The 15,251-nt window shown below is 65.8% G+C and carries 13 protein-coding genes; 7 read left to right on the plus strand and 6 right to left on the minus strand.

Features of this window, described 5'->3' with window-relative positions; genetic code table 11:
* Positions 1 to 57: 57 nt before the first annotated feature.
* Positions 58 to 1,203 carry an MFS transporter gene (locus tag BM031_RS17345; RefSeq protein ID WP_091875817.1) on the minus strand — a complete coding sequence of 382 codons (1,146 nt, stop codon included), beginning with the start codon at positions 1,201 to 1,203 and terminating at the stop codon, positions 58 to 60.
* Entirely contained in the window at positions 1,200 to 1,976 is a 777-nt protein-coding gene (locus BM031_RS17350) for a DeoR/GlpR family DNA-binding transcription regulator (RefSeq protein ID WP_091875818.1), read from the minus strand. Before BM031_RS17350 ends, BM031_RS17345 begins: the two co-directional genes overlap by 4 nt.
* Positions 1,977 to 2,154: 178 nt before the next feature.
* On the opposite strand from BM031_RS17350, the gene BM031_RS17355 reads away from it, so the two are divergent.
* The 3 genes from BM031_RS17355 (at position 2,155) to BM031_RS17365 (ending at position 5,700) form a co-directional block, all read left to right on the plus strand.
* The gene (locus tag BM031_RS17355; RefSeq protein ID WP_091875819.1) at positions 2,155 to 3,783 is read left to right on the plus strand and encodes a response regulator; all 1,629 of its coding nucleotides are present in this window, start codon (positions 2,155 to 2,157) and stop codon (positions 3,781 to 3,783) included.
* Positions 3,784 to 3,883: 100 nt separating this feature from the next.
* Positions 3,884 to 4,963 (plus strand): sensor histidine kinase, encoded by a 1,080-nt coding sequence (locus BM031_RS17360; RefSeq protein ID WP_229408987.1) that lies wholly within the window; start codon positions 3,884 to 3,886, stop codon positions 4,961 to 4,963.
* A complete protein-coding gene (locus BM031_RS17365) occupies positions 4,960 to 5,700 on the plus strand; it encodes a LytR/AlgR family response regulator transcription factor (RefSeq protein WP_091875820.1) in 741 nt (246 codons plus the stop codon). The genes BM031_RS17360 and BM031_RS17365 overlap by 4 nt, the downstream gene beginning before the upstream one ends.
* Positions 5,701 to 5,713: 13 nt before the next feature.
* Here BM031_RS17365 and BM031_RS17370 read toward each other — a convergent pair whose 3' ends face one another.
* Entirely contained in the window at positions 5,714 to 7,198 is a 1,485-nt protein-coding gene (locus BM031_RS17370; protein WP_091875821.1) for an aldehyde dehydrogenase, read from the minus strand.
* A gap of 129 nt (positions 7,199 to 7,327) precedes the next feature.
* Between BM031_RS17370 and BM031_RS17375 the strand changes: the two genes are divergently transcribed.
* Positions 7,328 to 8,791, plus strand: coding sequence for a high affinity choline transporter 1 (locus tag BM031_RS17375; protein WP_091875822.1), 1,464 nt, complete (start codon positions 7,328 to 7,330; stop codon positions 8,789 to 8,791).
* Positions 8,792 to 8,960: 169 nt separating this feature from the next.
* Here the strand turns inward: BM031_RS17375 and BM031_RS17380 are convergent, their stop codons facing one another.
* From BM031_RS17380 to BM031_RS17390, 3 genes are all read right to left on the minus strand, one after another.
* Positions 8,961 to 10,406 carry an aspartate aminotransferase family protein gene (locus BM031_RS17380; protein WP_091875823.1) on the minus strand — a complete coding sequence of 482 codons (1,446 nt, stop codon included), beginning with the start codon at positions 10,404 to 10,406 and terminating at the stop codon, positions 8,961 to 8,963.
* A 31-nt stretch (positions 10,407 to 10,437) separates the two neighbouring features.
* Entirely contained in the window at positions 10,438 to 11,808 is a 1,371-nt protein-coding gene (locus BM031_RS17385) for a glutamine synthetase family protein (RefSeq protein ID WP_091875824.1), read from the minus strand.
* A gap of 116 nt (positions 11,809 to 11,924) precedes the next feature.
* Entirely contained in the window at positions 11,925 to 12,695 is a 771-nt protein-coding gene (locus BM031_RS17390; RefSeq protein WP_091875825.1) for a gamma-glutamyl-gamma-aminobutyrate hydrolase family protein, read from the minus strand.
* A gap of 422 nt (positions 12,696 to 13,117) precedes the next feature.
* Here BM031_RS17390 and BM031_RS17395 point away from each other — a divergent pair, with 422 nt between their 5' ends.
* The 3 genes from BM031_RS17395 to BM031_RS17405 all read left to right on the plus strand — a co-directional run bounded on the left by BM031_RS17395 (position 13,118) and on the right by BM031_RS17405 (position 15,197).
* On the plus strand, positions 13,118 to 13,666 hold the full coding sequence (locus BM031_RS17395) for a PEP-CTERM sorting domain-containing protein (RefSeq protein WP_091875826.1): 549 nt from the start codon (positions 13,118 to 13,120) through the stop codon (positions 13,664 to 13,666).
* A 153-nt stretch (positions 13,667 to 13,819) separates the two neighbouring features.
* Positions 13,820 to 14,491, plus strand: a complete 672-nt coding sequence (locus tag BM031_RS17400) for a hypothetical protein (protein WP_091875827.1) — start codon at positions 13,820 to 13,822, stop codon at positions 14,489 to 14,491.
* Positions 14,492 to 14,888: 397 nt separating this feature from the next.
* Positions 14,889 to 15,197: a helix-turn-helix domain-containing protein gene (locus BM031_RS17405; RefSeq protein ID WP_229408992.1), complete on the plus strand. Its 309-nt coding sequence runs from the start codon at positions 14,889 to 14,891 to the stop codon at positions 15,195 to 15,197.
* Positions 15,198 to 15,251: the final 54 nt, after the last annotated feature.

Here is a 15,251-nt window from a genome sequence, read left to right on the forward strand (position 1 = left end):
GTAGGCGCAAGCTACGGTCGAGCTCGTGTCCGATTGTCAGACCTGACCCCGAAGGTTTCAGGTGTGGCGCTGGATGATGCGGGCGCTCATGGCGATGACGAGGCCGGACAGCGACAGCGCGCCCAGCGCCACCATGATGCTGGCCTGCGAGGCGATGTAGCCCAGCACCGGTGGCGCCAGCAGCAGGCCGCCGTAGCCCAGCGTCGCCACCGCCGCCACGCCCGCCCCGGCGCTCATGCCGGGGATGCGCGAGGCGGCGCCGAACAGCAGCGGGACCACGTTGGCGGCGCCAATGCCGATCAGGGCGAAGCCGGCCGCCGACAGCAGGAAGTGGGTGCTCATGACCGCGGTGGCCAGGCCGGCGAACATCGCCAGCCCTCCCAGCACCATCACGCGCAGCGCGCCGAAGCGCAGGATCATGCGGTCGCCGGCGAAGCGGCAGGCTGCCATCGCGATCGAGAAGGCCGAATAGGCCAGGGCGGCGGTGGCCGGCAAGGCGCCGGTACGCTCCTGCATCAGCAGCGCGCTCCAGTCGACCAGCGCGCCTTCCACCGCAAAGCACAGCAGCGCCAGCAGCCCGAGGCCCAGGGCGGCGCCACGCGGCAGCTGGAAGTGGCTGCCGCCTTCGTGGCTGGGCGCGAAAGCCAGCACGCGCGGGGCGGCCGCCGCCAGCGCCATCGCAGTGAGCACCCCCATCGCCAGGGCGCCCTGGCCGTCGCCCCAGCCCTGGCCGATGAAGATGCCGCCCAGCCCTGCGCCGAGCAGGCCGCCGAGGCTGAAGAATCCGTGGAACGAAGACATGGTCGGCACGCCGCGCGCGGTTTCGACCTCGCTCGCATTCGCATTCATGGCCACGTCCAGCGCGCCGTTGCTCACGCCGAAGGCAAAGGCCGCCAGGAACAGCAGGCGCAGGTCGCTGATCCCCATGATCACGGCCAGCAGCGCGGCGAAGGCGAAGCCGGACAGCAGCGTCATGCGGCGCGTGCCCCAGCGCGCGGTGAAGCCGCCCATCAGCGGCATCGCCAGCAGCGCGCCGGCGGCGATGGTGAGCAGCACCATGCTCAAGGTGCCGGTGTCGATGCCGGTGCGCGCCTGCACCACCGGCACGTGCGCGGCCCACAGGCCGATGCCGGCGCCGTTGAGCAGGAAGACGGTGGAGATCGACCAGCGTGCGGCCGCGAGCGAAGCAGTAGTGTGGCTCATGTCCTGGCCTTTGCCGCGATGCGCAGCTCGAGGGCCGGATGCGCTTCGCGCAGGCGGGCGATGGTGGCCGGGGGCGCGTCGGCTTCCAGTACCAGGTAGTCGAGTTCGGCCAGCGCGCCGAAGGCGAACGGCGCGCTGTCGACCAGGCGTTCGTTGAGCACCGCCGCCGCGCGCCGCGTGCTGCCGGCCAGCATGGCGGCCTTGATGGCCGCTTCCTCGGCGTCCGATGCCGCCAGGCCGCGCTCCGGATCGAGCGCGCAGATGCCGACGATGCACAGGTCGGCGCGCAGCTGCTGCAGGTCGGCCAGGGTGCGGGCGCCGAGCACCGCGCCGCAGGCCGCGTGGTAGGTCCCGCCCAGCAGCACGATGCGGGTGCTGCGCAAGTCGCCCAGCGCCAGCGCCAGCTGCGGGCTGTTGGTGACGATGGCGGCGGCCTGGCCGTCCTCCAGCAGGCGCGCCACCGCCAGGTTGGTGGAACCGGCGTCGACCAGCACCGTGTCGCCGGGCCGGATGCAGTCGCGCAGCGCCTGCGCCAGCGCGGCCTTGCGGGCGACGTCGGCGTCGATCCGTTCCCCGAAGCTGGCGCTGCGGGTGCGCCGTACCGCCCCCCCGTGCACGCGGCGCAGCAGCCCGGCCGCGTCGAGCTCGCGCAGGTCGCGCCGGACCGTATCGTCGGAGGTGTCGAGGCGCTGGGCCAGTTCGGTTGCCAGCACCCGGCCCTCGCGCTCGACGGCGTCGAGGATGGTCTGGCGGCGTTCTTCTGCAAGCTGCATGCTGTTCTCCTGATCGGTAGCCTCACTTTAGCCAAACAAGCAAATATCCGCAAGTTAACGCAAAAACGCGGCAAACCACGCATTCGATGCACTGTCGTGCATACAACATCTCCCTCCTTCCGCATAGGCGGCCCCGCGAGAAGTTGTTAAACTTCATCAACTTTAGTAAGAGAACATCATGGACAAGTCCGCTGCCATTCTCATCGTCGACGATTACCTCCTGATCCGCACCCACGTGCGCCAGGTGCTGGCCGAACTCGGTTTCCTGAACGTGTTCCAGGCCGATAACGGCAAGACCGCGCAGGACCTCATGCGCAAGCAACCGATCGACATCGTCGTGGGCGACTGGGGCATGCCGATCATGAGCGGGATCGACCTGCTCAAGTGGATGCGCAGCGACCACCGCTACGTGAGCACGCCGTTCATGATGCTCACCGCCGAGGCCAATCCGCAATCGGTGCGCACGGCGCTGCAGGCCGGCGTGAACGCGTACATGATCAAGCCGTTCACCGTGCACAGCTTCGCCTGCAAGTTCATGGGCATGCTGGGCGTGCAGCTCGAAACCAGCCCGGCGCTGCCGTTCTCGCGCGCCGGCCTGGCGGCGGCAGTACCGCGGCCGACGGCGGCGCCCACGCCCGCCGCCCCCGCTGCACCCCCTGCGCCCACCCCGGCGCCGGCGCCCGCAGTGCTGCCCGCATCGAACGTCATCGGCCTGGAACGCCCGATCGGCGAGCGCGTAAAAAAATGCACGGTGCTGATCGTGGACGACATCCCGACCAACATCGAAGTGCTGGCCGGCGTGCTGAAGGACGACTACGCGATCAAGGTCGCCATCAGCGGCAAGAAGGCGCTGGAGATCGCCGACGCCTTCCACATCGACCTGATCCTGCTCGACATCATGATGCCGCTGATGGACGGCTTCGAGACCTGCCGCCAGCTCAAGGCCAACCCGAAGACGGCGGGCATCCCGATCATCTTCCTGTCGGCGCGCGACGGCACCGAGGACGTGGTGGCGGGCCTGCGCCTGGGCGCGGTGGACTACGTGTCCAAGCCGGCCGACCCCACCATCCTGAAGGCGCGCCTGTCGGCCCACCTGCTGCTGGCCACCGCGATGCAGGACATCAAGCGCCAGAACGAACTGCTGATCGACAACGCGCGCCTGCGCGAGGACGTCGAGCGCATCACGCGCCACGACCTGAAAAGCCCGATCGCGGTGGCGCTGCACGGCACCCAGGCGCTGCTGGTCAGCCCGCTCACGCCGACCCAGCGCGAGCATGCGCACATGATCGAGACGGCCGCCGAGAACGCGCTCGAGATGATCAACCGCACCCTCGACGTCTACAAGATGGAGCAGGGCAGCTACCAGCCCGCGCTGCAGATATTCGACCTGGGCGACATGCTGGGCAAGGTCTGCCGGCAGGCCAGCTTCACCTTCGACAGCAACGACGTCACGATCGGCTTTGAGCAGCCGGAAGACGTGATGTGCCTGGGTGAGCCGCTGCTGTGCTATTCCCTGTTCAACAACGTGCTGAAGAACGCCATCGAGGCTTCGCCGCCCGGCGGCAAGGTGAGCGTGAACATCGCACCGGGCTACGGCAACCTGCACGTCATGGTCGACAACGCCGGCGAAGTGCCGGCGGCCGCGCGCGAGCACTTCTTCGAGAAGTACGCGCCCTCGAACAAGATCGGCGGCAACGGGCTGGGGACCTATTCGGTGCGCCTGATGGCCGAGGTCCAGGGCGGCAGCGTCAGCATGGACACGGGCCACGGCCGCACGCGCCTGACGGTTACCCTGCCCTGCCCGTAAGGCCGGGCTGCGTGGCCGACTTCCCGCAATCCGCGCAACGAATCCTGCAACTGGCGACATGGGCGGCCCGCCGCGCCGCTCCTCGCGCCATACTGCGAGCATGACTACTTCGCCCTCGCCTGCCGCAGCCAATACCCTGATGTGGAGGATCTACATCCTGGTCTGGCTGGTCTACGGAATCTTCCTGTCGCTCGCCGACCAGCTCGACCGCCTGACCGGCGGGCGCTTCGACCCGGACCGCGCGGTGCTGACCTTCGTCAGCCTGCTGCCGTCCGCCCTGCTGCTGGCGCTCGTGTGGCCGCTGACAGGTGCGCTCGAACGCCGCCACACCCGGCTGCCCGCCATCGTTTTCATCCACTTCCTGGCCGCGCCCATCTTCGCGCTGGTGTCGCAGGGACCGTTCTGGATGCTGTTCCCGACCGGCAGGTCATTCACCTGGTACGTCTGGCCGCTGCTCTACCACGCCATGACCTACCTGCTCGGCGCCGGCATTTTCCACCTGGTGCGCGCCAACAAGGCCGCGCACCGCCAGGCGCTGGCCATGAAGGACGCGCAGAACCTCCTGATCGCGTCCGAACTATCCGCGCTGCGCAACAAGCTCAACCCGCACTTCCTGTTCAACACGCTGCACTCGATCATCGCGCTCACCCAGCGCAATCCGGCCGCTGCCGAGACCGCGCTGTTCCAGTTCTCGGACATGCTGCGCTATGTGCTCGACACGGAACGCAGCGGCACCGACCGCGTCACGCTCGACGCGGAGCTCGATTTCGTGCGCGACTACCTGGAGCTGGAACAGCTGCGCCTGGGCGAGCGCCTGCATGTGGAATGGGACCTCGACCAAGACGCGGGGGACCACCCGCTGCCGGCGCTGTCGCTGCAGCCGCTGGTGGAGAACAGCATCAAGCATGCGTTCAACCCGCACAGCCGGCCCGGCATCCTGCAGATCCGCACCCGCCGCGACGCCGCCACCGGCGCCCTGAGCATGACGGTGCGCGACACCGGCCCCGGCGCCGATCCGGCGGCCATCGCCGCGTCGCCCGGCCTGGGACTGCGCACGGTGGAACGGCGCCTGCAGCTCGACTACGGCAGCCGCGCCGCCCTGCGGGTGCAGTCGGCGCCAGGCCAGGGCTTTGCCGTCACCGTCACCATTCCCGCGGCACGCCAGGAGAGCTACGCATGAACATGAAGACGGCGTTTTTCGCCGAAGACGAACCGCTGGCGCGCGACGTGCTGCGCGACGCCATCTACGCCCACCCGTCGCTGCGCCTGGTGGGCGAAGCGGCGGACGGCGCCAGCGCGCTGGAGCGGATCGAACGCCTGCGTCCCGAGGTGGTGTTCATGGACATCCAGATGCCGGAGATGACCGGGCTGGAGGTGCTGCGCCGGCTCGACTACCTGCCGCAGATCGTCTTCACCACGGCCTACGACCAGTACGCGGTGACGGCCTTCGAGCTCAATGCGGTGGACTACCTGCTCAAGCCCTTCACCCAGGCGCGCTTCGCCGCTGCGGTGGGGCGGCTGCTGGAGGGCCCCATCCACGAGCGCGACACCCTCGGCCTCGCGCTTGCCGCCGCGACGAATGCGCCGGCGCGGCTGGAGCGCATCCTCGTGCGCGATCGCGGCCGCATCTTCCCGCTCGCGGTAGGCGAGATCGAATACATGAAGTCGGATTCGAAATACACGGTGATCACCGCGCGCGGCCAGAACTTCCTGGTGCGCATCGGGATTTCGGAACTCGAAGCCCAGCTCGATCCGGCGCGCTTCGTGCGCATCCACCGCTCCACGCTGGTGAACCTGGATTTCGTGGAGTCGATGCGCGCCGACGAGCAGTCGCAGTTGCAGATCCACATGCGCGACGGGACCGTACTGGGGGCGAACCGCGACGCCTCCAAGCTACTGCGCGACATGGCGATCTGAGCGACGTTAAGGTTCAGACCCGGATCCAGGTCGTCTTCAGCTCCGTGTACTTGTCAAAGGCATGCAATGACTTGTCGCGCCCATTGCCCGACTGCTTGTAGCCGCCGAAGGGCACGGTGATGTCGTCGTTGTCGTACTGGTTCACGTGCACGGTGCCGGCGCGCAGGGCGCGCGCGGTGCGGATCGCCTTGCTCATGTCGGCGGTCCACACGCCCGCGGCCAGGCCGTAGGGCGTGGCATTGGCCTGGCGCACCGCCTCGTCGAGGTCGGTGAACGACAGCACCGACAGCACCGGGCCGAAGATCTCTTCGCGCGCGATCCGCATGCTGGCGTCCACGCCGTCGAACAGGGTGGGCTCGATGAACAGGCCGCCGCTGTCCTGGCGCGCCGCGCGGCCGCCCGCGAGCAGGCGTGCGCCTTCCAGCTTGCCGTCGTCGATATAGCCGAGCACCGTTTTCATCTGGATAGTGTCGACGATGGCGCCCATCACGGTCTCCTCATTCAGCGGGTCGCCCGGCATGTGGCGCGGCAGCAGGGCCAGCGCCTTTTCTAAAAACGCCTCCTTGATCGAGGCCTCCACGAACAGGCGCGAAGGCGCGTTGCAGCTTTCTCCCTGGTTGAAATAGATGGAACCGATCGCGCCCTCCACGGCGGCGTCCAGGTCGGGGCAGTCGGCGCAGACGATGTTGGCCGACTTGCCGCCCAGTTCCGTCCAGGCGCGCTTGAGGTTGGACTGGCCGGCCATCTGCAGGATCTGCTTGCCGGTGCGGGTGGAGCCGGTGAAGCCGATGCAGTCGATGTCCATGTGCAGCGCCAGCGCGCTGCCCACTTCGTTGCCGTAGCCGGGCAGCACGTTGAATACGCCGGGCGGCAGGCCCGCCTCGAGGGCCAGTTCGGCCAGCCGCAGGGAGGTCAGCGGCGCCTTTTCGGAGGGTTTCAGGATCACGCTGTCGCCGGCGGCAAGCGCCGGAGCGATCTTCCACGCGGCCATCAGCATCGGGTAGTTCCAGGGGATGACGGCGGCCACCACGCCCACCGGCTCGCGCGTGATGAGGGCCAGGCTGTCCTCACCCGTGGGCGCGACCTGGTCGTAGATCTTGTCGATGGCTTCGGCGTACCAGCGGATGCAGTTCTGGGCCAGCTGCACGTCCACGCTCAGGCTGTAGCGGATCGGCTTGCCCATGTCGAGGGTTTCCAGCAGCGCCAGCTCGTCGCGCTGTTCCAGCATCAGGTCGGCGAAGCGCAGCAGCACGCGCTTGCGCTTGGCCGGGGCCATGCCGGCCCAGCGGCGGTCTTCGAATGCGCTGCGGGCGCTGGCCACGGCGGCATCGGCGTCGGGCGCGTCGCAGCGGGCGACCTCGGCCAGCTTTCGGCCATCGACCGGCGACAGGCAGTCAAAACGGGCGCCGGAGCGGGCCTTGACCCGGAACCCGTCGATGAATGCGCGGCCGTCGATGGCCAGCGCGGCGGCGCGTTCATGCCAGTTTGTGGTGGACATGCCAGTTTCCTTCACGGTTGAGCAACACTCGATGCCAAATACTAGCAAAGTTGATCCAACGGCCAGATTCTGCCTTTATAATCGCGGATTTTCCGCCCGTTAATTTTCCTCCCCCGGAGCCTTGATCGCATGAATACCACCCTCATCGTTTTCGTCGCGCTTTACCTGCTCGGCACGCTGGCAATCGGGGTATGGGCGGGCACGCGGATCAAGAATACCAGCGACTTCGCGGTGGCCGGGCGCAGCCTGCCACTGATCATGGTGATCACCACGACCTTCGCCACCTGGTTCGGCGCCGAGACCGTGATGGGCGTGCCGGCCAAGTTCGTGCAGGGCGGCCTGAACGCCGTCATCGAAGACCCGTTCGGCGCCGGCATGTGCCTGATCCTGGTCGGCCTGTTCTTCGCCTCCAGGCTGTACAAACTGAACCTGCTGACCATCGGCGACTATTACCGCCAGCGCTACGGCAAGGGCATCGAGATCTTCTGCTCGGTGGCGATCATCCTGAGCTACCTGGGCTGGGTGGCGGCGCAGATCACGGCGCTGGGCCTGGTGTTCACGGTGCTCACGGGCGGCGCCATGTCGCCTGCGATGGGCATGTTCGTCGGCACCATGGCGGTGCTGATCTACGTGGTGGTGGGCGGCTTCCTGGCCGTGGCCATCACCGACTTCATCCAGATGATCGTACTGGTGGTGGGCATGACCATCATCGCCTTCTTCGCGGCCGACCTGGCCGGCGGCCCGGACAAGGTGCTGGCGATGGCGCAGCAGGCCGACCTGTGGCGCGTGCTGCCGGAGCCGAGCTTCACCGACATCATGTTCTTCATCGGCGCGGCCATCACCATGATGTTCGGCTCGATCCCGCAGCAGGACGTGTTCCAGCGCGTGATGTCGGCCAAGGACGCCCCCACTGCCCGCACCGGCGCGGTCATCGGCGGCGCCAGCTACATCCTGTTCGCCTTCGTGCCGATGTTCATCGTGGCCGCGGCCGTGGTGGTGATGGGCGACTCGGCCATGGACATCGCCAAGAACGACTACCAGCGCCTGCTGCCGACCTTCATCATGACCAAGATGCCGCTGGTGATGCAGATCCTGTTCTTCGGCGCGCTGCTCTCGGCCATCAAGAGCACCTCGTCGGCCACGCTGCTGGCGCCGTCGACCAGTTTTGTAGAGAACATCCTGCTCAACCTGCGTCCCGGCATGAAGGACAAGGACAAGTTGCTGGCCATGCGCGTGACGATCGTGATCTTCGCCGCGACCGTGCTGCTGTATGCGATCGCGATGGAGGGCACCTCGATCTATGAGCTGGTGTCGAGCGCCTACCAGGTGACCCTGGTGGGTGCCTTCGTGCCGCTGGTGATGGGCCTGTACTGGAAGCGCGCGACCACGCAGGGGGCGATCCTGTCGATCGGCGCGGGCATCGTGGTGTGGCTGCTGTTCTTCCCGCAGATTACGACCTGGGGCGAGCATTTCCCGGGGCAGCTGGCGGGGCTGGTGGCGGCGTTTATCGGGATGTTCGTGGGGTCGCTGGCGCCGCAGGTGTTGCAGAATCGGAGTGAGCCGGCGAAGCATATTGTGGGTGGTTTAAGCTAACGCGGCGCGACGAAATTGGATCCCGGCCTTCGCCGGGATGACGGTTTTTAAGCTAACGGAGGAAGTACGTTAGCGATATTCATGCGTTAGCTGTTGAACCGTCGTACCCGCCACTGGCGGCTACGACTTCCGGCGCAGGCCGGAACCCAAGTTCGCCGCACACCCCTAACTACTCCATCCACCCGCGCGCCTGAACCTCCGCCAAGGTCAAATCCAGACAGTACCCAATCCGCTCCACCATCTCATCGATCTGCGCCACCGTCATCGACAGCGGCGGCGCAACAATCATCCGGTCCCCCACCGCCCGCATGATCACGCCATTGTCGAACATATGCTTCCGGCACAGCATCCCCACCGCATGGGTCGACGCGAACGCTTCGCAGTCATGCACCGAAGCCCCCTTGCGCCGCACGAGATTCAAACCGCCTGCCAGCCCGCAGGTCTCGGCATGCCCGACCAGCGGATGCGCCACCAGCGCCGCGAAACAGGCTTTTAAATGCGGCCCGGTCTCCAGCGCCACCCTTTCCACCAGCAGTTCGGTTTGCAGGATGCGGATGTTTTCCAGCGCCGCCGCGCAGGCCGAGGGGTGGCCGGAATACGTGAAGCCGTGGTTGAAGTCGCCCCCCTTGTCGATCAGCGTGTGCGCCACGCGCCCACCCACCAGCACCCCGCCCAGCGGCACGTAGCCCGAGGTGACGCCCTTTGCAAAAGCGATCAGGTCGGGCCGGAAGCCCATCAGCTCGCAGCCGAACCAGGTGCCCAGGCGGCCGAAGCCGCAGATCACTTCGTCGGACACCAGCAGGATGTCGTACTTGTCGCAGATGCGCTGGATTTCGGGCCAGTAGGTGCTGGGGGGGATGATCACGCCGCCCGCACCCTGCACCGGTTCGCCGATGAAGGCGGCCACCTTGTCGGGCCCCACTTCGAGGATCTTCGCTTCCAGCCAGCCGGCCGCTTCCAGCCCGAATTCGGCCTCGCTCATGCCGCGTCCACCCTCGGCGTAATGGGGCTGGCCGATGTGGACGATGCCGGGGATCGGCAGGCTGCCTTGCGCATGCATGCCGGCCATGCCGCCCAGCGAGGCCCCGGCCATGGTACTGCCGTGGTAGGCGTTGCGGCGGCTGATGATGACTTCGCGTTCCGGCCGGCCGGCCAGCTGCCAGTAGCGCCGCACCATGCGCACGATGGTGTCGTTGGCTTCCGAGCCGCTGCTGGTGTAGAACACGTGCTGGAACTGGGGCGGCGAGACGGCGGCCAGCAGCGCGGCCAGCTGCACGGCCGGCACGTTGGTGGTGTTGAAGAAGCTGTTGTAGAAGGGCAGCGTGCTCATTTGCGCGTGCACGGCGTCGGCGATGCTGGTGCGGCCGTAGCCGGCGTTCACGCACCACAGGCCGGCCATGCCGTCGATGATCTTGTTGCCTTCTGAATCCCACAGGTAGACGCCGTCGCCGCGCACGATCACGCGGGCGCCGCGTTCGCGCAGCGCGGCGTGGTCAGTGAACGGATGCAGATAGTGCGCGCTGTCGAGCTGCTGCAGGGCGCAGGTAGAAAGGCCCTCCGGGGCCGCGGCGGCTGCCACGGCGGGCAGGCTGGCGAGTGGCGGATTGGTCGTCATGATCGGCTCCCATCGATTGGATTGGTGTGGATCAGACGTGCAGTAACAGGTGTTCGCGCTCCCACGGGCTGATGACCCGCATGAATTCCTGGTGCTCGAGATCCTTTACTGCAGAGTACACGTCGATGAAGCGCTCGCCAAGGACGTCGCGCAGGCGCTCTTCGCGGCGCAGCTGGGTGATGGCCTCGGACAGTCCGCCCGGCAGCTCGACCGGCATGTCGTAGGCGCTGCCTTCGACCATGGAGCTCGGCTCGCGCTGCTCGGTCATGCCAAGGTAGCCGCAGGCCAGCGTGACCGCCAGCGCCAGGTAGGGATTGGCGTCGGCGCCGATCACGCGGTTCTCCACGCGCCGGTCTTGCGCGCCCGACACCGGCACCCGGAAGCCCACGGTGCGGTTGTCCATGCCCCACTGCAGGTTGATCGGCGCGGCCGAATGGCGCACGATGCGGCGGTAGGAGTTCACGTAGGGCGCGATGATCGCCATCGCCGACGGCATGTAGCGCTGCAGGCCGCCGATGTAGTGGTGGAAGTGCGGCGACGGGCCGCCATCGGGCGTGCTGAAGATGTTGCGGCCGGTGTCGAGGTCCACCACGCTCTGGTGCACGTGCATGGCCGATCCGGGTTCGTCGGCCATCGGCTTGGCCATGAAGGTGGCGTACATCTCGTGCTTGAGGGCGGCCTCGCGCAGGGTGCGCTTGAAATAGAACACCTTGTCGGCCAGGCCGAGCGGATCGCCATGCAGGAAGTTGATCTCCATCTGGCCGGCGCCGATCTCGTGGATGAGCGTATCGACGTCGAGGTTCATCAGCTCGCAGTAGTCGTAGATGTCCTCGAACAGCGGATCGAACTCGTTGACCGCGTCGATGCTGTAGACCTGGCGGCTGGTCTCGGCGCGGCCGCTGCGGCCCACCGGCGCGCACAGCGGCAAATTGGGATCGATGTTCTTGGCGGTGAGGTAGAACTCCAGTTCCGGCGCCACTACCGGTTTCCAGCCCTTGTCGGCATACAGCTTGAGCACCCGCCGCAGCACGCTGCGCGGCGCGAAGTCGACCAGCGAACCGTCGGCGAAATAGCAGTCGTGGATCACCTGCGCGGTGGGGTCGACCGCCCACGGCACCATGGTGATGGTGGTGGGGTCGGCCTTGAGGATCATGTCGCGGTCGGTGACGGCGATGGCGCTGTTATACGAATCGTCGCGCTCGGGGGTGTTGCCGGTGACGGTCATGCCCAGCACCACTTCCGGGATGCGCATGCCGCGGTCTTCGGTGAACTTCGCGCGCGGCAGGATCTTGCCGCGGGCAACGCCGGTCAAGTCGGGGACCAGGCATTCGATTTCGGTGACTCGCTTGGCGTTGAGCCACTCCTCCATGTCGGTGTAAGAAAAATTGTCGCGGATTGCCATGATTGCCTCTCTGTCTGTGTCGGATACCTTGCGCGCACACGGCGTGGCCGGGCGGGCTGCTTGCGTCAGGCAGGAAAGCTAGGGGACGGCGAAGGCCGCCCATTTGGCACATGCGGTCATGCGGAACCTCGCTGGCGGGCGTGTTTCTGGGCCTGGTAGTCGCGGCAGGCCTGGCCGAAGGCGCCGAACATCTTCATCGAATACGGGTTGTGCTGGATGCGCCATTCGGGGTGCCACTGCAGCGCCAGCGTGAAGCCGGGCGCGGTCGCGACCGAGAAGGCTTCGACCAGGCCGTCTTCCGCTACCGCTTCGACCCGCAAGCCGGGCCCGAGTTCGTTGACGCCCTGGCCGTGCAGCGAGTTGACCGGGATCTCGGGCATGCCCAGCATGCGTTCCAGGCAGCCGCCGGGCACGATGGTGACATTGTGGGCGTCGCCGTACTGCTCGTCCATGCCCAGTTCCGGGTTTTCGCGGTGGTCGAACTTGCCGGCCACCGACTGCACCGCCTGGTGCAGGCTGCCGCCCAGGGCCACGTTCATCTCCTGGAAGCCGCGGCAGATGGCGATGATCGGGATGCCGCGTTTCACCGCCTCGCGGATCAGCGGCAAGGTGGTCTGGTCGCGCGCCGGGTCCTGCGGCAGCGAAGGATCGAGCACTTCTTCGGAGTAGTAGCTGGGATGGACGTTCGAGGCCGAGCCGGTAAGCATGATGCCGTCGCATAGCGCGAGCATGGTGTCGAGGTCGAGCGCCGGGCCGAGCGAAGGCAGGATCATGGGCGCGCAGTCGGCGCCGAGGACGACCGCGTCCACGTATTTGTACTGCGCGGCGTGATAAGGATGTTCGCCGAAATCACGCGTGCATGCTGGGACGATGACGATGGGGCGCATGGTCTCTACCTTGTCGTGAAGCGCACGAAACCATGATACGAGCATTCTGGTCCGGGCGCGAGGGGCCAATGATTCAGATCAAAAGCGCCGCGAATGAGCACGTCGCTTTCCTGCTGATCTGCTAAGGAACAGAGTTCCATAGCAAAATATTAACGTTAACTCAAGAAGGGTGCCAACACGGTAAGCCAGGCGGAAGGAGTGAAATTTTCTTTCATTGAACGATTTTCGACGAAATATTATTTCACTGCTGGCGCGGCATGCCTTGTCGCTGCACCTTACACTCGGCTTGATTTGAATCAAGCTCCTTGGCTAAGCCATTGAAAAGATTCACTATCTTTCTCAGGCACGTGCTTTGCTTATATCGTTTTTAACTTTCCGGCAGTTACGAGAAAGCATTCCGAAACACTCCTGGGAGAAGCACGATGAAGGCACTCAAACGCATTCTTGGCGCAGCCGCGCTCGCACTGGGACTCTGCGGCAATGCTGCTGCAGAGCTCATCAAGGACACCTACACCCCCCTGTTCGTGTACATCACCGCTGGTTCGCCGTTCACCTACACGCACGACATGCGCCCGCAAGGCTTGCCTGGCGCGGCAATCAACTGGGCCAAGCTCGACATCTACCTGTACGACATCACGGATCCGCTCAGCATCTTCCCCGAAACCGTCACCTTGCGCTTCGACGGCGGCTTGCCGGAGACCGAGACCAACATCGCCTTCGCCGGCCAGAACTACCACTACGACATCGGCACTTCCCTGCTCGACGACGGCCTGCTGAGCTTCACCATCAACGTCGGCTGCTACCTCAATGGGCGCCGGGGCTGCCTGCTCAGCCAGGACGTGGTATTCGCCCGCTCCGAGCTGAGCGTCGACATCACCCGCGCCGCAGTACCGGAGCCGGCCACGCTGCTCACGCTCGGCGCCGGCCTGCTGGGCCTGGCCGGGGCGCGCCGCCGCCGCCGCGCGCGCTAAGCCTGGCCAACGGGCGAATTCCCCGAATTCGCCCATCCATTCCGCCAATCGCCGCACCGGTCGCACGACCCATGGGCGGGCCAAAGTTTCCCAAATACAATTCTTTCATTCGTTCGGCACTGGCCGGGCGTTCCAACCAATGAAAGGATCATCATGAAGAAAACCGCCCTGCTCCTCCTGCCCCTGGCCGTCCTTGCCAGCGGCTGCGGCACCACCAACAACTACCTGGCCAACAAGAGCAGCACCATCGAGATGTACCACATCTTCGACGTCAAGACCTCGGCGCCGACGGCGGCGATCGCGCGCGCCGCCAGCGATGGGCTGGGCCGCAATACCAATAGCGTGAACACCAACATGCCGCTGCAGATCGGCGTGGAAGTTCCCGCGAAGCCGGGCCGTTTCACGATCACCGATCTTGGCGCCAAACTGGGCAATACCGGCATGGGCCAGCTGATGCAGATCGCCTCAATGCAGAACGGCGGCAGCGGCATGAAGATGGCCAACTGCGAGGGCGCGGCCTGGACCGCGCGCGCGGTGCGTAACATCAGCGGCTCCAACAGCCTGACCCTGCATGCCTGCCTCTACAAATACCGCCAGGGCTACCATCTCGATACCTATGCGGTGTTCCAGAAGACGGAGGGCGGCCTCGAACAGATCTCGCGCGACCTTGCGCACAAGCTGGTCGGCACGCCCGAGGAGTGGGTCAACAAGACCATCCGCGACATGGTGCGCAGCGTGGAAACCGTCGCCGGCGCGAAGGCGACCCACGTCGAAGGCATGCCGGAACTGGGTCCGGAACCGGCGATCGCGCAACTGGGGCGCTAAGGCGCGGCTGATGGCCGCCCTTGGCCCAGCGCCGCCAAGGAAATCAAGCCATCGGTGGTCCGCAACAATTGGGTACCCGCCTTCGCGGGTACGACGGTTTTCAGGGTTTTTACAGTTCTCATAGAACTTATAAAATTTTGCCCATTTCTGCCCAAAATGAGCAAGTTTCCTGCTCCCAGGTCGAGCCACACAAGAATGCCTTGAATACGACCCGAACGGCTCGCTGGCGGAGAACGCCTGCGGTTTTTTCCTGTCTGAGGGTAGGGAGGTCCAGGGCATGATCATCGAGCCAGGTGGGGGAAGTGTAACGGAGCCGCGACTTATCACAACCGGCGTGTGCCTGGTCGTGCAGGAAACGCCATGTTCCTAGCCCACAAAATCCGGCTCGCACCCAACAATGCAAGCCACCTATTTTGCCAAGGCGGCAGGCACGGCTCGCTTTGCCTACAACTGGGCGCTGGCGCGGTGGCAGGAGCTGTACCAGGCAAGCTTAGCCGATCCGGCACGACCGAAGCCGAACGAGGCGGCTTTACGCCGCGAGCTGAACACCATCAAGCGCGAGCAGTTCCCCTGGATGCTGGAAGTAACGAAGAACGCGCCACAGATGGCGATCATCCAACTCGGGCAAGCCTTTGATCATTTCTTGCGCATCGCGCCGGGTATCCAGTGTTCAGGCACAAAGGCATCAACGATCGTTTCAGTGTAACAAACGACCAATTCCGCGCAGAGAAAAAGCGGATCCGTATGCCAAAGTTGGGTT

Origin of the sequence: Massilia yuzhufengensis (assembly GCF_900112225.1) — a bacterium.
Lineage (GTDB): Bacteria > Pseudomonadota > Gammaproteobacteria > Burkholderiales > Burkholderiaceae_D > Telluria > Telluria yuzhufengensis.